This is a genomic window from uncultured Methanobrevibacter sp., assembly GCF_902801725.1.
In the GTDB taxonomy this organism is placed as follows: domain Archaea; phylum Methanobacteriota; class Methanobacteria; order Methanobacteriales; family Methanobacteriaceae; genus Methanocatella.
Genome location: NZ_CADCJB010000017.1, coordinates 12277 through 32179 on the forward strand (window position 1 = coordinate 12277; position 19903 = coordinate 32179).

General features: G+C 34.5%; 20 protein-coding genes. 8 read left to right on the forward strand and 12 right to left on the reverse strand.

Annotation, left to right across the window (positions count from 1 at the left end):
• Positions 1-4: 4 nt before the first annotated feature.
• Positions 5-475 (reverse strand): methanogenesis marker 6 protein, encoded by a 471-nt coding sequence (locus tag QZV68_RS05035; protein WP_296879187.1) that lies wholly within the window; start codon positions 473-475, stop codon positions 5-7.
• The gene (locus QZV68_RS05040) at positions 447-1994 is read right to left on the reverse strand and encodes a methanogenesis marker 3 protein (RefSeq protein WP_296879189.1); all 1548 of its coding nucleotides are present in this window, start codon (positions 1992-1994) and stop codon (positions 447-449) included. The genes QZV68_RS05035 and QZV68_RS05040 overlap by 29 nt, the downstream gene beginning before the upstream one ends.
• 126 nt (positions 1995-2120) lie before the next feature.
• Here QZV68_RS05040 and QZV68_RS05045 point away from each other — a divergent pair, with 126 nt between their 5' ends.
• Positions 2121-2867, forward strand: a complete 747-nt coding sequence (locus tag QZV68_RS05045; RefSeq protein ID WP_296879190.1) for a thermonuclease family protein — start codon at positions 2121-2123, stop codon at positions 2865-2867.
• A gap of 9 nt (positions 2868-2876) precedes the next feature.
• On the opposite strand, the gene QZV68_RS05050 is transcribed toward QZV68_RS05045, so the two are convergent.
• Genes QZV68_RS05050 through QZV68_RS05065 form a run of 4 tightly spaced genes read right to left on the reverse strand, consistent with a single transcriptional unit; the run spans position 2877 to position 6316 of the window.
• Entirely contained in the window at positions 2877-3689 is an 813-nt protein-coding gene (locus QZV68_RS05050) for a DUF4013 domain-containing protein (RefSeq protein ID WP_296879192.1), read from the reverse strand.
• Between the two features lie 11 nt (positions 3690-3700).
• Positions 3701-4675 carry a methanogenesis marker 2 protein gene (locus QZV68_RS05055; RefSeq protein WP_296879194.1) on the reverse strand — a complete coding sequence of 325 codons (975 nt, stop codon included), beginning with the start codon at positions 4673-4675 and terminating at the stop codon, positions 3701-3703.
• Between the two features lie 16 nt (positions 4676-4691).
• On the reverse strand, positions 4692-5813 hold the full coding sequence (locus QZV68_RS05060; protein WP_296879196.1) for a DUF2117 domain-containing protein: 1122 nt from the start codon (positions 5811-5813) through the stop codon (positions 4692-4694).
• Positions 5810-6316 carry a type II toxin-antitoxin system VapC family toxin gene (locus tag QZV68_RS05065; protein ID WP_296879198.1) on the reverse strand — a complete coding sequence of 169 codons (507 nt, stop codon included), beginning with the start codon at positions 6314-6316 and terminating at the stop codon, positions 5810-5812. Before QZV68_RS05065 ends, QZV68_RS05060 begins: the two co-directional genes overlap by 4 nt.
• A 295-nt stretch (positions 6317-6611) precedes the next feature.
• On the opposite strand from QZV68_RS05065, the gene QZV68_RS05070 reads away from it, so the two are divergent.
• The 4 genes from QZV68_RS05070 to QZV68_RS05085 are packed head-to-tail and all read left to right on the forward strand — an operon-like array spanning position 6612 to position 9029.
• Positions 6612-7397 carry a winged helix-turn-helix domain-containing protein gene (locus QZV68_RS05070; RefSeq protein WP_296879200.1) on the forward strand — a complete coding sequence of 262 codons (786 nt, stop codon included), beginning with the start codon at positions 6612-6614 and terminating at the stop codon, positions 7395-7397.
• 5 nt (positions 7398-7402) lie between these two features.
• Complete coding sequence (locus QZV68_RS05075) at positions 7403-8218, forward strand: winged helix-turn-helix domain-containing protein (protein ID WP_296879202.1); 816 nt, start codon at positions 7403-7405, stop codon at positions 8216-8218.
• Positions 8205-8507: an ArsR family transcriptional regulator gene (locus QZV68_RS05080; protein WP_296879204.1), complete on the forward strand. Its 303-nt coding sequence runs from the start codon at positions 8205-8207 to the stop codon at positions 8505-8507. Before QZV68_RS05075 ends, QZV68_RS05080 begins: the two co-directional genes overlap by 14 nt.
• A gap of 15 nt (positions 8508-8522) precedes the next feature.
• A complete protein-coding gene (locus QZV68_RS05085; protein WP_296879205.1) occupies positions 8523-9029 on the forward strand; it encodes a molybdenum cofactor biosynthesis protein B in 507 nt (168 codons plus the stop codon).
• 34 nt (positions 9030-9063) lie between these two features.
• On the opposite strand, the gene pyrE is transcribed toward QZV68_RS05085, so the two are convergent.
• The 3 genes from pyrE to QZV68_RS05100 are packed head-to-tail and all read right to left on the reverse strand — an operon-like array spanning position 9064 to position 12493.
• On the reverse strand, positions 9064-9591 hold the full coding sequence (pyrE, locus tag QZV68_RS05090; RefSeq protein ID WP_296879207.1) for an orotate phosphoribosyltransferase: 528 nt from the start codon (positions 9589-9591) through the stop codon (positions 9064-9066).
• Complete coding sequence (locus QZV68_RS05095) at positions 9591-9821, reverse strand: PRC-barrel domain-containing protein (RefSeq protein ID WP_296879208.1); 231 nt, start codon at positions 9819-9821, stop codon at positions 9591-9593. The genes pyrE and QZV68_RS05095 overlap by 1 nt, the downstream gene beginning before the upstream one ends.
• 29 nt (positions 9822-9850) lie before the next feature.
• Positions 9851-12493, reverse strand: a complete 2643-nt coding sequence (locus QZV68_RS05100) for a PEP/pyruvate-binding domain-containing protein (protein ID WP_296879210.1) — start codon at positions 12491-12493, stop codon at positions 9851-9853.
• Between the two features lie 209 nt (positions 12494-12702).
• Here QZV68_RS05100 and xseA point away from each other — a divergent pair, with 209 nt between their 5' ends.
• From xseA to QZV68_RS05115, 3 genes are all read left to right on the forward strand, one after another.
• Positions 12703-13956 (forward strand): exodeoxyribonuclease VII large subunit, encoded by a 1254-nt coding sequence (gene xseA / locus QZV68_RS05105; RefSeq protein WP_296879212.1) that lies wholly within the window; start codon positions 12703-12705, stop codon positions 13954-13956.
• On the forward strand, positions 13956-14174 hold the full coding sequence (locus QZV68_RS05110) for an exodeoxyribonuclease VII small subunit (RefSeq protein WP_296879214.1): 219 nt from the start codon (positions 13956-13958) through the stop codon (positions 14172-14174). The genes xseA and QZV68_RS05110 overlap by 1 nt, the downstream gene beginning before the upstream one ends.
• A gap of 139 nt (positions 14175-14313) precedes the next feature.
• Positions 14314-15474 carry a KamA family radical SAM protein gene (locus tag QZV68_RS05115; RefSeq protein ID WP_296879216.1) on the forward strand — a complete coding sequence of 387 codons (1161 nt, stop codon included), beginning with the start codon at positions 14314-14316 and terminating at the stop codon, positions 15472-15474.
• A gap of 37 nt (positions 15475-15511) precedes the next feature.
• On the opposite strand, the gene QZV68_RS05120 is transcribed toward QZV68_RS05115, so the two are convergent.
• The 3 genes from QZV68_RS05120 to QZV68_RS05130 all read right to left on the reverse strand — a co-directional run bounded on the left by QZV68_RS05120 (position 15512) and on the right by QZV68_RS05130 (position 19706).
• The gene (locus QZV68_RS05120) at positions 15512-16513 is read right to left on the reverse strand and encodes an adenosylcobinamide amidohydrolase (RefSeq protein ID WP_296879218.1); all 1002 of its coding nucleotides are present in this window, start codon (positions 16511-16513) and stop codon (positions 15512-15514) included.
• 43 nt (positions 16514-16556) lie between these two features.
• Positions 16557-18170 carry a thermosome subunit alpha gene (thsA, locus tag QZV68_RS05125; RefSeq protein WP_296879220.1) on the reverse strand — a complete coding sequence of 538 codons (1614 nt, stop codon included), beginning with the start codon at positions 18168-18170 and terminating at the stop codon, positions 16557-16559.
• A gap of 378 nt (positions 18171-18548) precedes the next feature.
• On the reverse strand, positions 18549-19706 hold the full coding sequence (locus tag QZV68_RS05130; RefSeq protein ID WP_296879222.1) for a hypothetical protein: 1158 nt from the start codon (positions 19704-19706) through the stop codon (positions 18549-18551).
• Between the last annotated feature and the right edge of the window lie 197 nt (positions 19707-19903).

A 19903-nucleotide genomic window follows, 5' to 3' on the forward strand; every position in this document is an offset into this window, starting at 1 on the left:
TCACCTATTCTTCTTTATCTAAACACTCATTCATGAGTTTTTTAAATTCATCAACATCAATTGGTTTTTTCTTTTCTACTTCGACTTCTTTAGGATTTTCCAAAGCTTCAGAAACAAAACCAAGTATTCTGTACTCTTTTTCCATTTGGTGGAAACCTTCCCTAGGCCCGAATCTGTGACCTCTGCATCTTCTTGGGTCTCCAGGAGCGAATCCTCTTTCCTTAGTGAAAATATGTGCAGGGTCAAGTTTCCTTATTTCCTCAATAGCTTTGTAAACATCTGCACTTTTACCACTAATCATAGATCCATAACAAGTGTTCTTAATTGTAAGAGGCAATCCAAGCATATGAAACTCGCTTACAATTTCCTGTTCGCTCACATGAGCTCCTGGCCCAATAAATATCATCCGAGTAATTACATCAGGATCCCAATCTTCTTTACCTAAATCAGGACTCATGGTTAGATTCTGTGACATACACTACAACTCCTTCTTTTAATTTTTCAAGCTTATCATAATCTGAAACAATGTCTCCAATAATATTGGTTGCCTCAAAACTTTCAGCGGTTGGACCAAATTCAAAATTATCCTCAAATCTGATACCAATCAAACCGGCACTTTTTGAAGCCATGTTAGTAATACCAATTTGACCTCTGATTACCTTATCCACCGGGTTGTTTTCAGGTATTAAACCTTTAGCGGATTTCTTATTTCCTTCAAACATAACAATGTGCATACCCGGCACTGCAAAATGAACCTTGATTTGACCAACAGGATTTTCTAAAAGGCCTGAGAGCAATTTGAAGTACCTTACTGATCTCGGTGCATTTTCCACGAATTTGATTAGACATAAATCATCTTTATTTACTGCTTTGGTTACAACCCTTCCTTCTTTTAATATGTCAATTGTATGTTTTGGGATTTGTTCGACAATGATTGCATCATCATCGATTAATCCATCAATCATGTGCTCAACACCAGCTGCAGACAATATTTCCGTAGCTTCCTTTTGAGTCTTGTTCAATAGCATTAACCTTTTCTGTTCGGATTTAACAGTAATGAAATCATTCTGTTTGGCAATGTCAATAATTTCCATACCTTTTACAATTTTACCCACAGTAGTATGATTTGGAGTCAGCACTCTATTTTCACGATAAATGAAAAGCTTTCCAATACCGACACCATTATTCCTGACAGTAATGGTTCCTCTTGTCCTTTGAGTAGTGTTTTCAGGAGGTTTTTCCAATCCTGCCAAATCATAAAAACCTATAAATGATTCACTATCATATGAAACTTTGATTCTGCCGTCCTTAATAAGTGAAAACAAATGTTCAACGCAAATCGGTGAAGATTCATCAATGTCAAAGGAAATGTAGGTATACAATTCATTTCCTTCTTCAAGAACTGTGCTCAAATCTGAAAAGGAAGAACTATCTGTTGTAGTGCTTCTCTCGATAATCGGTTCGATGCCCTTCACTGAATCATCATCAGTCAAAATGTCCAAAGTTTTTTTACCACCGATAACTCTAGCAAAAATACCCTTATTATATGGAGGCACACTGTAGACATTTGTTGTGTTTTCCTTGAGCATCACCAAGTGAGTGGACTCATTACTAAAACTAGACAAACTTAAAACAACATCCCCCTCATAATATTTGAACTCATCGGAAGTAGGTTCCAAATCAGTGACAATAGGTCCGATAGCCACTTCATGCGGAGTGGACCATCTGATGGACAAGTCAACAAAATCATCATATTGACTTTTCCAAACATCAACCAAAGGCTTTGCTTCATCGGATTCATCCAATTGAATGATTATAGAACCCTTATTTGTTTTAATTTTATACTTGCTTATATTCTTTTCAAGTTCCTTTTTACCTTTAATCAAACAAACAATACTACCAGGAGTATATGGGGCATTTGTTTCATCAATTACGTCCTGAATTGTAGAAGCATCTGCCACGTCTATTTCTTCTCCATTAATTTTAATTAACATACAATCTCCTAATAAGAATTTTTAATATTATATATTTATTAAGTTATTATATATTAAAATTATTTATTTGATTTTCAAAAATTATATTAACACAAAATTATAACAATTAAACAATGGAGGGAAAAAATGAAATTTCAAAAAAAGCATCTTTTTTCTTTACTGATTATTCTAATCATAGCTATTTCAGCGATTTCAATCGCCAGCGCATATACCGGAACAGGATTTTCACACAACATTCCGAGTTCAAAATACTCAGACATGTCAGATTCAGATATTCTAAGCAAATATAGTGATACAGATTGTCATGTTGAAGAAAAAGCTGTATGTACCAACGTAGTCGATGGAGACACAATTTATCTGGACAATGGTAAAAAAATCCGTTTCGTTGGAGTAAATACTCCTGAAAGAGGTGTCGAAGGTTACATTACCTCCAAAAATTTTGTTCAGAAACTGTGTCTGAACAAGGAAGTCGGTATTGACATTGACAATTCCAAAAACAATGATCGCTACGGAAGAACCCTTGCTGTCGTTATTGTTGACGGCAAGAATGTGAATGAAATGCTTCTAAAGGAAGGTCTTGCAGAAATCATGTATATGCCTCCAAGCGAGTTCTATCCATATGACTGGGCAAACGGAGATACTCATGTAGCAAGCTCCCACAGCTCATCGTCCTCCACCCACACCGCAACGGACGATACTTCAACCAGCACTTCTGATTCTGCAAGTTACGTAGGTAATGCAAATAGCGGAAAATTCCATGAAGCAAGCTGCAAAAGCGTTAGCAAAATGTCTGAAGGCAATAAAGTTTTCTTCAATACAAGGGATGAAGCCATAAATCAAGGATATGTGCCATGTCAAATATGCAATCCCTAATTTAATCTTTTAATTGAGATACTTCAATCTCTTAATTTCTTTTTCGAACTCATCCAAATCATATTCACCATCATCTACATCAACATAATCATTAGAGATGCTTGAATACAGAAGACCTAAAGAATAACTGTCAATTATCAGAATAATAGGCAATGCGAAACAGAGATATAATATGAATCCTACATATGGAATGAACAGAATAAATATGCAGACAAATGAAAGTATGCCTAACAAAACCCCCATAAGAATAAACCATCCAATCACCCTGCCAATACCAATATCACTGATATCCTTCAGCACCTTATGAATCTTTAAAGCTTCAACTAAGCTGTTATGAGCTGCAAATCTGGCTTTTGCCAAAACTGACAACAATGAAAATAGCAGATAGATTATATAACTTATAATGAAAATTGTTCCAAAAGATGATAATGCATAACTAATCTGAAAATCAAGGCCTGAACCACTAATTCCAATGCCGAGCGCAAATATCATGACCAAAAATATGATTATTGGAACAAGCATATATAAAATTCTCAATACCAATAATTTGAGTGTATCAACAATATTCCTGCCAATCCTTAAAGATGGAATTTCTTCTGATTGAACTGACCCTTTCCTGATGATTGATATTCCGAATCCCGGAAAAATCAACATGAATGCTAAAATTGCAATCAGTCCTAAAATCTGAACAATATCCGAATTAAAAATCAATCCAATCGGTAAAATCAAAAGCAATGCAAATAGAATACAAACCATGACCAATCTTTTAAAATCGTAGAAAGGGTATTTGAATGAATTTGAAATAATCTGACCTAAATCCATGTATATCACCACTATTTAAAAATGAAAACAGGGTTAACATCCTGATTGAAAACTTCGATTTTTTCGCCTTCATGAGTAAGATAAAGGGAATTGGAGTCTGTTACCTCACCTACGACAGCCGCTTCAATGGAAAATCTTGAAAGATATTCCATGATGTATTCACAGTACTCCTCATCGGCTGTGAAAACAAAACCTGAACCTGGATAGACCCTAAGCCAGTCCACCCATTCGACAGTTTCATTTCTTGGAATGTCATCCAGATTGACGATTGCTCCTTTTTTGGATGTTTCCAGAAGCATTTCCAAAGTTCCAAGAATTCCCGGATTTGAAATGTCCTTTCCTGATTTGATATAGTCATTTTCAGCCAAATATTGAACGGCAGTAATCTGGTCCTGCACTAGCTTCGCATCCTTATCGTAAGTGGTATCCCAATTCAGGCTGAACATTTCATGAGGTTTGCCATCCAAATCGATTGCAACAATTACCTTGTCGCCAACTTCAGCACCGAAGCTGGTGATAATCTTGTCCTTTTGTGCAATTCCCACAATAGCAACACCCAAAGAATCACAGTCGCCATCAGGATGAAGATGTCCTCCAACCATAGGAACACCAAATTTCAAACATCCGTCCTTGATTCCATTAAGAAGATCTTCATAAATATCATCATTGCTTATTGACATTATATTAACCATTGCCAAAGGTTTACCACCCATTGCAGCGATATCATTTACATTTACTAAAACTGAACAATACCCTGCCCAGTAAGGGTTTATATTCATTATCTGTCCCCAAATACCGTCGGCTGCAACCAATACAACCTGATTATTACCAATGTCAATTGCAGAAGCATCATCACCAATATCTATAACCACATCTCCTGAAACATTATATGATTCTTTTAAAAGGGAGATGACATTATCAATTGAGCTTTTACGGGACACCCCTTCAAATTCACGAATAGATTTTACAAGACTCTTCAAATCCACTTAAACACTTCCCTGTTTAATTAATATAATTAATTTTGTATTTGCAATTAATATTATTTATTATTTCAATGATTTTTTCCTCAACCTGAGATATATTCGAAAAACTGACATTAACATGATTTTCGCAAAACAATTCCTTTTCAATAGCTTGACCGCAGACATCATCAAAACCACTTTCAACTTCAAAGATGATAGAATTTTGAGCCTTGAACCCATCTTCTACAACCTTATCCAAATCACCATCAGTAATTCCAACAATAGGTATATCAAACCTGTATAAAATATCAGAAGATATCAATGTTGTGTCATCACCAACCGTTATGACCACATCGCACTTCCGGAATTTATAAACGTCCTCGCCGGCATGGTCTAGAAATGCAACTTCAAAACAGTCATTAATATCTCTCTGCAAAATACGGGGTTTGACCTTGGCTTTCCTTAAAAGTCCTGTTTTGATGATTGCACTTTCCAAATCAACTTCACCTAACTTCTCAACGCCATGGCCTTTTAAAGTTCCGCCGACAATATCGACAATGCGATTGTCCTCTGCAATCAGAGTGAGCCTGTCAGAATCGGTTTTTCCTATGACAACACTGTTTACCATGATATTTTCACCGGGACTCACACCATGAACAACCCTGCAAGTCATATTATCCGAAATGTCATCCTGCCTTATATGACTGTTGTAAACCTCCTCCGGTGAAACCACATTCAGATTTAGCTTTTGCGACAATACTTCAGATAATTTTAAATCCCCATTCCATGATATTATGCTCCCATCGTCTTCGCCTGGCCTTTCAATTTGAATAACAGGAATTGAATTATCATCTACCTTTTCGACATAATGATTATAAACCTTATATCCAAAAACCTGACCGGTAACATCAGATTTTCCATAATTGAGTAAAAATATTACATCCACACAATCATCATGAAACATCTTTAAGGAATCGCTTGGAACCAACTTTTTTCCAATGTCTATGACATTTTCAAGGCTCGCATCGATTACAGCTGTCCTGCCCATAGTTCCGCCAAGCCGTGCAGAGACATCACCATATTCCTTGAGCAAATCAATCAACTTTAACGCATAACCAGAATCGATTATGTTAGGACCGTGAACCACAACGCCAATTCTCATTCGTTCACCTTAATTCTTTTCTTAAATATTTTGGATCCGCAAATTTCACAGTCATCAAAAGGATAATCATCATCATACTCCTTTTTACATCCTTCACAGACCTTTTTCCAATTGTAAACACCTTTGATTCCTTCGGTGATGACCCCAGAATAAGGAATATTCATTATCTTCAACGTATTCTGAATTGTATAGTCATCACTGATTACCTTAACGTCATTGCCTTCATCAGACATCATATATGCCAGGGAAATCAGCTTCTTATCCGGAAGAGATAATCTCAAAACATCACCTGATTTGGAAATGATGCCCTCGACAGATTTTATGTATTTTTCAGGAACATCTCTAATGGTTAACCTTCCTTCATCAAGCGCAGCATCAAATTTTAAGCGTGACTCGAAATCTTTAATTTCAGATGTGATTTCCGGGACTGTAAAATTATTTTTAGATTCCAATTGAAACCCATTGATGAATGCCGATGCATCCAACACATAACAAATTTCCATAAACATAGTTTATTTAACAGATTTAATAAAACTTGGCAAAATATTTATAATGACGCGATATTGAAAAATTGTTTAAAATTTATGAAATTAAAGATAAATTCAAGTCTACACAATATATTCATTTTGATATAAATTGGAATGAATTTGGAGGAAATTTGGAGGGAAATTGGAGGAAAATTGTAGGGAAATTTGAATAATATATTTAACATTTAAAAATTAAATCTACTATTGTAAAATATTTATGAAATAAATATATTACATTCATGAATTGCAAAACAATGGAGGTTGAAAAAAAATGATTAGCCATTATGATTTAAATAGCGACATAAAATTTCTTGCAAAATCAGAAATTCGGCTGAAAATTATAAGTGAACTGCAAAACAAACCCAAATCAGTAAAAGACCTTGTAAAAACAACTAAAATTACATACAGCTCCATTTCAAGCAACTTAACAAAGCTTGAAGAACACAACTACGTAACCAAAAAGAAAAACAAATACTACCTGAATCCTCTGAGCGAAATCTATTACAAAAATTTGATGGACTTTAAAATGAGTGTGGATTTGATAAATGATTTCAATGACTTCTGGAACAAGCATAACATCGATCAATTAAGCATCGAATCAATACAGAACATCATTGATTTGAAAGATTCCAAGCTGGTGAAAACAAGCCCTCTGGACATATACAAAACCCACAACACCATTAAAAAAAAGATTATCGAATCAAGAAACATCAAAGCCATTTTCCCCTATCTCCACCCTGAATACCCCCAACTGATTGAAAATATTCTGGAAAATGACGGAACAGTTGAACTTATAATTCCAAAAAACATGTTTAAAAAGATGATATTGGAAATTGAAGAGGACATACGCAAATCCGCCACCAAAAATGGTCGGCTGAAAGTTTATACAACTGCAGATGAATTAAAATTATATTTGACATTATGTGATGAATCAATGAGTTTGGGATTATTCAAAAATGACGGCAGCTTCGACCAGAATAGAATCCTAATATCCTCCAGCGAAAAATCACAAAAATGGGCAGACGATCTTTTTACAACAATGAAAGAAAAAATGTGATTATAATGACAAACATACAGACTAAACGCCAATTAAATGAAGAATATAAGAACATTAAATATATTTTAACATCCACAATGAGATCAAGATTAATTTTAGCAATGTACAGGAGCCCCAAGAATTTGGAAGAATTAAGAAACGAATTGAAAAAGCCATCAGCCACCATACTGCATGGACTTAAGGAACTTGAAACCAAAAACCTGATTCGGAAAGTTCAAAAGAAATACCAGTTAACATCAAATGGCTTTTTATTGGCCACCAATATGATAAAACTTATTGAAAACTGGTCATCCATAAATAAAAATACTTCATTTTGGGACAATCATGACCTGAAGGGCATTCCTAAAGAACTTTTAAAAAATATGCATCTTTTAAAGGATGCGACATACATCACATCAACAACCAGCGACCTGTCCAATGCGTTCAACAAGTACATAAACTTAATTTCAACATCCAAAGAACTGAAAATAATAATGCCCATATACTCTGAAAATCACTTTAGGCACATTATAGGACTATTAAATGAAAATAAATTAAATTATCTGGAATTGGTCATAAGCAAAGAAATTCTAAGCTCAATAAGATTAAACGAATCATTGAAAAAAGCTCTGCTTAGAAATAAAAAAGTGAAGATAATTTGTGTGAAAAAGAATTTGAAAATATTTTTGACCTATTCACCAGAGTTTATGTCCTTAACTCTCTTTTTCAAAGATGGTCATTACGACGATTCTCAGATATTAATTGGAAAATCTGAAAATAGTCTAAAATGGGCATCTGAGCTCTATTCAACATATAAGGAGGTGAATCATGAAGAAAAATAATTTAACCCCAATCGTTAGAAAAATGAATAATTTAATATTGGGACGAAAAGGCGGAAAAACCACTGTTAAAATTATCGATAAAATCTTAAAAGAACCACACAATACCAATCAATTATCTAATGAATTGAATTTGGACTACAATACAGTAAAATATCACATATACCTGATTTTAAAATCAGAATTATTTGTACAAAGTGAAGTAAACTATGGCAGTCTTTTTTATCCGTCTTCAAAATTGATAAATAATTTAAATGAGTATGAACAGATAAAAAAATTACTTAAAAAATAAAAAATGTGATGAATCATGAAAAGTGAAACTGCAAAAGAACATCAAAAAGAATCATCCAAAGACATTAGTTGTGGAATAATAACACTTAGTGACAGTAGAAAATCAAAAAAAGCGGATCTGTCCGGAAAATATATTGCGCAAGAAATTGAAACACGATACACATTAAATTCACGAAAAATAATCCCTGATGAGAGCAAAGATTTAATTAATGCAATTAATGAAATGGTAGACGATGACATTGATGTCATTTTAACAACCGGCGGAACTGGATTGGATGCAAGAGACATTACAGTTGAAACCGTTGAATCACTTTTCAGAAAAAAATTAGAGGGATTCGGTGAGATATTTAGAGTCAAATCTTATGAAGAAATCGGTGCTGCCGCACTATTATCCCGAGCAACAGCAGGAATTTATAAAAATACGGTAATTTTTTCAATGCCCGGCTCACCAAATGCAGTAAAAACTGCTCTAAGTATTATCATCGATGAACTCCCACATTTTGTTCATCACGTGAAAAAATAGTAATGTATGATGAAATCAAATTTCATCATCATTTTTAATCAAAAAATTCATTGACAGTTATCAAAGGCTCAAGAGTTATGCCTTCTTTTTCAAACTCTTCCATAGCCCCTTCCTGTCTATCTACAACAACAAAAGCTCTTTTTACATTACCTCCATTGTCCTGAATGGCTTTGATTGCTTTTAAAAGTGATCCTCCAGTAGTTGACACGTCTTCAACAACAATAACGTTATCACCTTCTAAAAGTTCGCCTTCAATCAATTTTGAAGTACCATATCCTTTCTTTTCCTTACGAATCATCAATAATGGAAGTTTTGATTCAAGAGAAACAGCTGTAGCTATTGGAACTGCCCCCAAAGCAGGACCTGCAACCTTATCAATTTCATCATCCTTGATTTTGTCAGTGATTAAACTGGAAATTGTAGACAGAATGTCAGGTTCTGTAATGGCTTTTTTCATGTTAATGTAATAATTGCTTTTCTTTCCTGAAGATAAAGTAAAATCACCTTCAAGAAATACTTCATTTTTCTTTAATAAATCAATTAAGTATTCTTTTGAAGTCATTATAAATCATCTTCACCCTTAAGTAAAATCTTATCCCCAATTACTTTTACAAGCTCAATTGGAATAACATTTTCACTAGCTTTAATCTGTTCAGAAAACCCTGATTTTTTGATAACAAGGTCAGTTAACTCAAATGTGTCCTTATCAAAGATAACATCAGAGACTTTACCTACAATTTGAATATCAGCATCCAGAATTTCCTTTCCAAATAATTCATTTTTAATTCTCATTAGGAACACCTAATAAATAATATGTAGTTTCAGTTTAAAATACATTTACTTTCATCGTTTTCCATATCATGATAAAATTCAAGATTATCCTCATCGAAGTCAACGACATGTATCATTTCATAGACATCATCATCAAGCTCTGGGTTGATATCAACCAGCCTGTTAGGATACTTTTCAATCATGTCTTTATTGAAGGCCAATCTCTTTTCATTTTCAAAAATAGCCCCATAATATATATCCGCTTCAACAAGATCCTGAAACATGTGGCTTCCAAATGACAATTCAGGAACATATCCCACCTTACTGTAGGATTCCTCAAGAATGGCACTGAATTGACTTATTTCTGCAAATACAACAGGAATTCCAAGTTCGGGTGATGAAGTTCCTATTCTTCCGGGAACAATCAGCATGGATGTCCTTTCATTGTTTTTGCAGTACTCATTTATTTCGCCAATTATTCTGGCAATCAAGCTTTTTTTAGCATATGGATATTCATAATACCTATGAGAATCAACATAGACCAGCGTATCTATGTTTTCTTTTCTTGAACGTCCCATTGATGCCTTTTTAATATGGAAATATGTTTCACCAACATCTTTTGGTATTTCAATGATTTCCTTTGTTGTTGAAACCTGAAGTGGCCTGCACTGCAGAAGATTAACTACAAATGAGTTGTTTTCACCAATATTTACAGTATATTCAACATCGACAGGATAGTCATAGGCCATCTCAAGAGTTTTTAGAAGCTCCTTCATCATTCCAATGAACCGGTCATTGTTTACAATACCATTACAATTCACGAACACTATTTCCCTTCTTTGACCTCTTTCCCTAAATCTTCTCTCTGCCTCGCTGTCGTGCTCAATTACAGGACGCTTGGCATATCTTGGAAGAACTTCCAAACCTTCATCGACAGGAATTTCATGCAGTGAAATTTCCTTCAAATCCAGAACGTCAAGGGAGTGCTGAGAGTATTTGTGTCGCTCCGCAACATCAGGGTGGTCAATTGCATGAGGTCTATCAAGGTTAATTATTCTCGGATAATCATTTTGTGTCCTGTCCACAGCTTTTGTACCCAAACCCATAACAAGCCTGAGCATTCCGCCATTACGTCCCATGTCAGGTTCAGGAGAATATGGAGAATATGAAAATCCTACACCTGCAATTGTCGGGAAAAAGTAATCTCCATAGTATGATCCGGAAACTCTCTGAACTAAAAGCCCCATCTGTTCATCACAGTCATCCAAATCATTTAAAGACCGGTATTCCAATGCGGAAATATTCATCATACTTGCATATACTGTTTTGACTGCATCCTCAAATGCCTGTAGACGCTCTTCAAGAGACCCTCTGTTGACACAGAACACTGATTCATATTTACCAGCAAAAGCATTTCCGAATCCATCTTCCAAAAGACTGCTTGAACGCACAATAATAGGGCTTTGACCGAAATAATCCAGAACCCGTCGGAATTCATTCTTGATATCATCCGGAAATACTCCATTTTTCAATCCTTCTTCCAGTTCACGGCCTGCTTCATAGTATCCTTCCTTGGTTCTCTGTTTTACGCGAATGTTCCACAAATCGTTGAAAACAATGTATGTATAGAACAAATCGGAACCTATATAAAATGAATCGTCAGGCTCAAAATTGGCATATAAGTCAGGACGCTCTTTTTCAATGATTTTACGAGCTAAAAGCATTCCACATGCTTTACCCCCAATCATTCCACTTCCAACCAGCCTATTGTGGATGCTGATATAGTCCTCATAGTCGAAGTATTTCTTTATCTTCTCGCTTACCTTCTCATCCTTTGCCATCATCATGCCACACATCAGGTCGCACCTGTCCGAGACATCAACACCATTTTGATGCAGCAGCTCGGTAGCTGTGAAAAATCGCTCCCAACTGTCTGTATTCTGCTCATTGTTGTATGCAGAGGCTGAATTGATTACCTGATAAAATTTGGAAACTTCCAGACCATCAGTCAGAGTTGTAACTTCACCGGTTTCCGGATTGTACTTATGTCCTAAAAACATTGTCTGAGAATATCTGTTCCATACTTTCAAAGGATGTACATAAACATCATCATTATTAGAGTATACATCCAGGAAGAGTTGAGTTGTTTCCCTAATTTTTGCAATTGATTCGAAAGAATGCTTTCCTCTGATGACCGGGAAAAATGCAACAGTATCCAAAATAAAGAGATATGGACATGTGACCCTGAAAAAATTGCCCATCATCAAATCGGTTGCCCATGCGGCCTGAAGGTCAGAAAGGCAATCGAACACATAAAATGCATCATAACCTTCCTTTGTAATGATATTGTGAACCTCCAATGTGAAGGACTCGAACTGTTCCATCGGGTCAACCTTATAGATTTTAATCCCGTCCTTTTCAATCATTGCAAACTCGGAATCCTGATTTTTCCTTTCCTCTTCCAATCTTTCAAAATCATCATCACTCATCTCAATCAAAGGTTCATGCTGACCAAAATTTATGTAAATAAGATTTCTTTTATCCTCCAATGCCTGTTTGACATAAGGATTTACAAAATATGAAAATTCCTTTAAATTTGAAACCTGCCAAACTACATTATCGCCTAAGCGGATATTATCCAACGTTTCGTCCAATTCATCAATTCCTGATTTTACCCTTTCAAAAGCTGCCATAATAAAAACTCCATGAATGTTCAGTTTTTAGTTAAAATTAATTCCTATTTTGAAGTATATTCAATTTAATATATAAAAATATTGAATATTATTTAATTTGTCGGCAAAATAACTTCCGAATTACAGACAGACACCATAAATGACCCCCGAATGAAAAATTGTATTAATTGCAAACAACATAATAACAACATTACTTAAAAGGTGAATGTATGGAGAACGAATACCTGACAGTATCTCAAATCAATGCCTATATCAACAAGAAGTTGAAATTTGACAATAACCTCAAAAACATTTATGTCAAAGGAGAAATATCAAATTTCAAGACATATCCAAGCGGACATAGCTATTTCACTTTAAAAGACAAAAATTCCCAAATCCCTGCAGTGATGTTCAAGGGAAGAAGGCGATACCTCAAGTTTGAACCCGAAAACGGTATGAAGGTAATTGTTAAAGGTAAAATTGAAGTCTATGAAAGAGACGGCAAATATCAATTGTATGCCAGCAGCATTACCGAAGATGGACTTGGAGAATTGCATATTGCCTTTGAACAGCTGAAGAAAAAGCTTGACAAGGAAGGATTATTTGACGATGCCCACAAAAAAGAAATTCCGAAATATCCAAAAAGAATTGGAGTTGTTACAGCACAAACAGGCGCTGCCGTAAAAGATATCATAACCACCATCAAAAGGAGATATCCTTATTGTGAAATCTTAGTTTTCTCAACACTCGTACAGGGAGAAATGGCCTCAGGACAAATTGTGCGCCAAATAAGACATGCTCAAAACTTCAATATCGACACATTAATTGTCGGAAGAGGCGGGGGAAGCATTGAAGATTTGTGGCCATTCAATGAAGAGATTGTTGCACGCGAAATTCATTCATGCAAAATACCTGTAATCAGTGCTGTCGGCCACGAAACCGACTGGACAATATCTGATTTTGTTGCAGACAAAAGAGCCCCAACACCAACTGCAGCAGCTGAAATTGCAGTGCCCGAAATAAACGAAATAAAGTATAAAGTCACTCAGTTAAATCAAAGAATCAACAAAAGCATTAATGACAAACTGATTCAAAGTAAACAGAAAGTTGATGACATCTCTCAAAAACAGATTTTCAAAACTCCCGAGTCAATTTATGAAATAAAGCAAATGCATTTGGATAATCTGATAGGCAAATTAAATTTCACGTCCAAAGACATCATTTCCGAAAACAAAAATAAACTGCTCAAAATAGAGTCAAGGGCAATTTTAAGAAACCCTAAAGAGGTAACCAAAACCAAAAGGGAACTGTTTCTTAGAAATGTCGACAAGTTAACAATTTTGGACCCCCTTTTAACATTGAAAAGAGGATATTCAATAGCCAAAATCGATGATAAGGTTATTTCAAGTGCAAAAGATGTCGAAAGTGGAGATGAACTGGACATTGAATTTGATGACGGAACAGTTAATACAAAGGTGATATAATGGAAGAATTAAGTTTTGAAGAAAGTCTAGAACAATTAGAAGAAATTGTAAACAAATTAGAAAACGGTGATGTGCCACTTGATGATGCTATTGATGAATTTGGAAAAGCGATGCAGTTAGTTAAAATATGCAATACAAAACTAAATAATGCCGAAGAATCTATCGCAAAAATAGTTCAAGATAATGGAGCAATAGAAGATTTTAATATTAATGAATAGAAAATAATATATTGTAAATAAATGAAATTATGAATAGTAGTTTCAAAAAATCATTCTAAATGAGGTAGGTATTATAAACTCCAATAGAAAAAAATCATTAATTCGATCAGACGAACTTGATAGAATAGCTCTTGATGATATGAATCACAAAGCAAACATCAGAATCGGATTTAGCGAATTTTCCAGGAAAATATATTCAGAAAACAAAAACAAGGTTTTAAACGAATTGAATGCAAGTGAAAATGACTGGAATGACTATAAATGGCAATTAAAAAATCGTATTAGTGATGCTGAAGAACTTTTGAAATATACAAACCTCACAAGAGAAGAATGTGAAAACATAAGAAAAATTAGTGAAAAATACAGATTTGCTATAACACCATATTACTTTTCATTGATTGATTTTGACAATCCCAAATGTCCAATAAAATTACAGTCAGTTCCAAGCGTTGAAGAATTGGATGATAAAGGACAATTGGATCCGATGAATGAAGAGCAATCCAATCCGTCAGGAAAAATCACTAGAAGATATCCTAACAAACTGATTATTAATGTAACCAATGCATGTCCAATGTATTGCCGGCACTGCCAACGCCGCAGACTAATAGGCAACTTCGACAAAAACACTTCCAAAAAATACATTGACGAATCAATTGATTTCATAAGAGACCATGAGACAATCAGGGAAGTTTTGGTAACAGGAGGAGATGCACTGCTTTTATCCAATAATCAATTAGAAAATATCTTCAATGAATTATCCCAGATTGACCATGTTGAAGTTCTGAGAGTTGGTACACGAACATTGGCAACACTCCCATTTAGAATAGATGATGAACTGGCAGTTTTACTTAGAAAATATAAAGTCAATGTCTCAACACAATTCAACCATGCCTGTGAGATAACTCCCGAAGCCGTAAAGGCAGTCGATACATTAGTGGATCATGGAGTGCTTGTGAGAAATCAGATGGTATTATTGCACAACATAAATGACAACAAGTACTGCATTCAAAAAACCAATGAAGAATTGCATAAGTATCGTGTAATTCCATATTATCTCTTCCATCCTAAAGATGTTAAAAGCACACAGCACTTCGATGTTGACATTTCCAAAGGATTGGAAATCATGAAGCATCTGGAAGGAAGGACAAGCGGAATGTGTAAACCAACCTATGTGTACAATTCACCGGGAGGTCTCGGCAAAGTGCCTTTAGTGCCTATGGAAAATATCGTCTCTGATGAAAACGGATACGTATTCACCACATGGGAAAACAAAATTATCAGGAAAGATTTCAAGAAGTAAATTCTTTCCATTATACTAATTTAATTTTTGCTTAACTTTAAATGAAATAATCTATCCAATATTCCAGCAATTTCTTTATTGGATAACTGTTGCAATTTTCAAGCGTCTTATTAGCTAAAGCTAATGCTTCATCTTTTTTTATCAGACCGCATTCAATCTCATCCATCAAATTCAAAATAGAACTTGCAATTGCCACATTGTCCTGTTTTTTCATTTCCTTTTGAAGCATCATTATGAATTCCTTCTTATCAAAGTCAAGAGATTCATAAAATTCATTGATGTCCAAAGAGTACCTGTTTAATCTAACCAGCACATTAGATTGAGATTTAGGAGAAATCCAAACCTGCTTTCTGACAGCCTTCTTAACAGATTCAATGACTGCCTGTCCAATCAGTTCACCTAACTTTGAATGCTTTCCTGCATTGGTTAAAACATTGTCAGATTCCAAATTAGAGAATATGCATAAACCATCAGTACCTGTTCCTGTAGCATAACCGTTGGAATACTGTGAAGGTATTTTCAAATCATTTAATGCAACTGCCTTTGCTTCCGTTGCAGTAACAGCTGCATCAATCAATGTCTCTTCAGCCAAACGAATATTAGTCAGAATTATGGTATTGATTGTACCAAATTTGCCATATTCTTCATAATAGGATGCAGGGTCTCCCGCCCTTGAAGCGTTTGTTCTGACACCGGCAGTTGTAATTGCAGTGACTTTCAAATTTTTAAATGACATTGTTGAAATGCTTGTATGATTCATTTCAGCAAGAGTGACAAGACCTGTTGATTTTCTGTAATCAATATCTAAAAGTTTACAATGATCAATCAAATATTGCAATAGGTCATGGTCAGTCAGGTAATCAATGTTTTCCTGTGAGAGATGGTGATTGAAAACGCTTTTAAAATTAGATGAAAATCCTCCATTCAACTTAGATGTGGATATTCCATTACGGTCAACACCAAATTTAACAAAAATAGTATCTTTCAAATAGTATACTTCATCGCCAAGCGATGTTTTAAAAATAATTCTATGTTTCATAAAAATAAAAAAAAGAAAAGAAATTAAGAAAATTTCTTTGAATCTACATCATTGGAGGCATTCCTCCGCCCATTGCTGCAGGGTCCATACCCATGTCTTCAGGGCCTTTGGTTGATGCGATTACATCATCGATTCTTAAAATCATTTCAGCTGCTTCAGATGCAGATTGGATAGCTTGTTTTTTGACACGTTTAGGTTCAATTACACCAGCTTCTTTCATATCTGCAACTTCACCGGTAAATACATCTAATCCCATGTAGAAAGAGTCTTCTTGTGCAGCTCTTAAGTCTACTAATGAGTCGATGCTGTCTAAACCAGCATTTTCAGCTAAGGTTTTAGGTACGATTTCTAAAGCTTCTGCAAATGCGTTTACAGCTAATTGTTCTCTTCCAGAAATGGATTCTGCGTAATCTTTGAGTTTTTTAGCCATTGCAATTTCAGGAGCTCCTCCACCAGCAACAACTTTGTCATCTTCTACAGTAGCTGCTACTACACCGATTGCATCTTCGATTGCTCTTACGATTTCATCTACGATGTGTTTGGTACTTCCTCTTACGAATAAGGTTACAGATTTAGCTCCGCTACATTCTTCTACGAAAATCATGTCTTCGCCGGAGATTTTTCTTTCTTCTACAGTACCAGCAATACCTAAATCGTCTTCGGTTAAGTCATCTAAGTTGGTTACGACATTTGCACCGGTTGCTCTGGATAATTTTTCAATGTCAGATTTTTTAACTCTTCTAACTGCTAAAACGCCTGCTTTGGATAAGTAGTGTTGTGCTAAGTCGTCAATACCTTTTTGTGCGAACAATACGTTTGCTCCAGCAGCAACAACTTTGTCAACCATGTCTTTAACCATTTTTTCTTCTTGTTCGATGAAAGCTTGCATTTGAGCAGGGTCAGTAATGGTAATTTCAGCGTCCATTTCGGTTTCTTTTACTTCTAATGGAGCGTTGACTAATGCGATTTTTGCGTCTTTGATTTCAGATGGCATACCTGGGTGTACTCTTTCTTTGTCTACGATTACACCTTCAACTAAGTTGGATTCTTCAACAACAGCGCCGTCTTTTTTCTCAATTTTGATGTTGTCAATGTCAACTTCACCGTTGTCTTCGACTGCTTCAACAGCTTCAACGATTAATTTTGCTAATGGTTCACGTGCAGCTTCAGTTCCTTTACCAGTCATAGCAGTCATAGCTACTTTGAGTAAAATTTCAGAGTCAACATCATCAATTGCAATTTCGTCTAAAATTTCTTGTGCTTTTTCTGCAGCTTTTCTGTAACCCATAGCAATGATTGTTGGGTGAATGTCTGAATCAAGTAAGCTTTCGGATTTTTTCAATAATTCTCCAGCAATGATAACTGCAGTAGTAGTTCCGTCTCCAACTTCATCTTCTTGGGTTTTTGCTACTTCTACGAGCATTTTTGCTGCAGGATGTTCAATATCCATTTCTTTTAAGATTGTTACACCGTCGTTGGTTACTACAATATCTCCTAGTCCGTCGACTAACATTTTGTCCATTCCTTTTGGACCTAAAGTAGTTCTTACAGTTTCAGCTAATACTTTTCCAGCTAAAATGTTATTTCTTTGAGCATCTCTGCCGACAGACCTGTTAGTACCTTCCGGTAAAATAAAAATTGGTTGTCCTTGTGCCATTAATAATCACCTTTTTTTAATTTTATAAATAATTAGATCAGTTTAATTATCAACATGAGAAAATAAGTTATAGTGTTGACTAAACCTTTCTACATAATACATGAGTTTAAGGTTATATAAATACTTTATGGTATAAAGTAAATTGAAGTAAGAAAAAAAATAACCTCCAACAGCATCAAAAAATAAACCACTAATTATGACATATAGCTTTGATTATTTTAACATGACCCATCATAACTATCAAAATACTTACAACAATAATTAATTATTCGTAAGTTAATCATGATAAAATAAAATAATCCTGAAGACATGTATAGGATTAGTTATACAAGAAGCAATTAAGAATATTTTAAAAAAAAAGTAAAAAATCAGGTAGGATTATCTACCTTGTTTTTTCTCTAATCTGAAAGGTGGAGTTACATCCATAGTTTCATAAGCATCTTGTTCTTCCTGAAGCTCATTGAAGAATGTATTGATTTCCTCTAACCTTTTGATCTTATCATTTTTCCTATTCAACTCATTTTGAAGTTTAAGATAATCCTCTTTAGGAATGGTTCGTTCCTTCAAATACCTGAGTTCATTATCTTTTGTAATGATTTCTCCTTCCAATTTAGTTTGAAGGGAAATGTAATCTTCACGAGGAATAGTCTTTTCTTTTAGATATTCAAGCTCAGTATTTGTAGCTGCAAGTTTATTTTCCAACTTATTAATAACTGATATGTGCTCTTCTTTAGGAATTGTTTTTTCTTTAAGATTATTTAATAAAGTATCCAAATTGCTAATTTCAGATTCAAATTGGGATTGTAAATTGTCATAGTCTTGTTTAGGGATAGTATGTTCTTTTAAATTAGCAATTTCAGTATCCATTGCACTGATTTCAGATTCAAATTTGGATTGTAGCAGAGCATATTCCTCTTTAGGGATAGTTTGTTCTTTTAAAAGAGAGAGCTCACTTTCTTTTTTGGAAATTTCAGTATCTTTAAGAGTAAGCTCATTGTTTTTAAGCTCGATTTGCTTTTCAAGTTCCAAAATTTGATTCTGAGATTCAACGTTATTCTCCAACTTGATTACTTTGATTTTATACTCATCAATTGTTCTTGAAAGAGAGTTGATTTGCGCATCCTTTTCAGCAACGCTCCTGAAGGATTCGTTCAATCTTTCATTGACATCAGCCAATTCCTTTTTCTTATACTCCTTCAACTGTTCAGCGAAGTAATCCTTAATTTCATCAAGAGAATTATTGACATAATCCAATTCATAAATCCTGTCCTCTTGATTTTTGATAAGAATATCCTTTTCATCAAGTTGCTTTTTCAAAAGATTAATCTCATCTTCCGCTTTGAATTTAATAACAGAAACTTCTTTTTCTTTTTCTACAATGTCTTTTTCGAGCTCTTTAATCCTCAATGGAGTATTATCATTTGATTTTTCGACTTCTAACTTTGTTAACTCCAATTTAAGCCGATTAAGCTCCAATAGGCAAGACCGAATTAAAGATTGTAGAGTATCTTTTTCAGCATCAATTCCTATTTCCATTCTATCCCTTAGTTAAAATTTTTATCCCAATATCGAATTCAAATTACAACTATTAACGAATTTAAAAATTTCGATATATTGTACAATATAATTCCTTGATATAAAATATTAATTTTATACTATTTAAATTAAACCCTTAAATTAACTTAAAAATAAAATTAAAAACATATAGAAAAAAGAATTAAAAAATAGAAAAT

What these genes read in the sequence shown, in the direction of transcription:
- QZV68_RS05035 (WP_296879187.1), bottom strand. Translation starts at nt 475, where the DNA reads ATGTCACAGAATCTAACCATGAGTCCTGATTTAGGTAAAGAAGATTGG.
- QZV68_RS05040 (WP_296879189.1), bottom strand. Translation starts at nt 1,994, where the DNA reads ATGTTAATTAAAATTAATGGAGAAGAAATAGACGTGGCAGATGCTTCT.
- QZV68_RS05045 (WP_296879190.1), top strand. Translation starts at nt 2,121, where the DNA reads ATGAAATTTCAAAAAAAGCATCTTTTTTCTTTACTGATTATTCTAATC.
- QZV68_RS05050 (WP_296879192.1), bottom strand. Translation starts at nt 3,689, where the DNA reads ATGGATTTAGGTCAGATTATTTCAAATTCATTCAAATACCCTTTCTAC.
- QZV68_RS05060 (WP_296879196.1), bottom strand. Translation starts at nt 5,813, where the DNA reads ATGAGAATTGGCGTTGTGGTTCACGGTCCTAACATAATCGATTCTGGT.
- QZV68_RS05065 (WP_296879198.1), bottom strand. Translation starts at nt 6,316, where the DNA reads ATGGAAATTTGTTATGTGTTGGATGCATCGGCATTCATCAATGGGTTT.
- QZV68_RS05070 (WP_296879200.1), top strand. Translation starts at nt 6,612, where the DNA reads ATGATTAGCCATTATGATTTAAATAGCGACATAAAATTTCTTGCAAAA.
- QZV68_RS05075 (WP_296879202.1), top strand. Translation starts at nt 7,403, where the DNA reads ATGACAAACATACAGACTAAACGCCAATTAAATGAAGAATATAAGAAC.
- QZV68_RS05080 (WP_296879204.1), top strand. Translation starts at nt 8,205, where the DNA reads ATGAAGAAAAATAATTTAACCCCAATCGTTAGAAAAATGAATAATTTA.
- QZV68_RS05085 (WP_296879205.1), top strand. Translation starts at nt 8,523, where the DNA reads ATGAAAAGTGAAACTGCAAAAGAACATCAAAAAGAATCATCCAAAGAC.
- pyrE (WP_296879207.1), bottom strand. Translation starts at nt 9,591, where the DNA reads ATGACTTCAAAAGAATACTTAATTGATTTATTAAAGAAAAATGAAGTA.
- QZV68_RS05095 (WP_296879208.1), bottom strand. Translation starts at nt 9,821, where the DNA reads ATGAGAATTAAAAATGAATTATTTGGAAAGGAAATTCTGGATGCTGAT.
- QZV68_RS05100 (WP_296879210.1), bottom strand. Translation starts at nt 12,493, where the DNA reads ATGGCAGCTTTTGAAAGGGTAAAATCAGGAATTGATGAATTGGACGAA.
- xseA (WP_296879212.1), top strand. Translation starts at nt 12,703, where the DNA reads ATGGAGAACGAATACCTGACAGTATCTCAAATCAATGCCTATATCAAC.
- QZV68_RS05110 (WP_296879214.1), top strand. Translation starts at nt 13,956, where the DNA reads ATGGAAGAATTAAGTTTTGAAGAAAGTCTAGAACAATTAGAAGAAATT.
- QZV68_RS05115 (WP_296879216.1), top strand. Translation starts at nt 14,314, where the DNA reads ATGAATCACAAAGCAAACATCAGAATCGGATTTAGCGAATTTTCCAGG.
- QZV68_RS05120 (WP_296879218.1), bottom strand. Translation starts at nt 16,513, where the DNA reads ATGAAACATAGAATTATTTTTAAAACATCGCTTGGCGATGAAGTATAC.
- thsA (WP_296879220.1), bottom strand. Translation starts at nt 18,170, where the DNA reads ATGGCACAAGGACAACCAATTTTTATTTTACCGGAAGGTACTAACAGG.
- QZV68_RS05130 (WP_296879222.1), bottom strand. Translation starts at nt 19,706, where the DNA reads ATGGAAATAGGAATTGATGCTGAAAAAGATACTCTACAATCTTTAATT.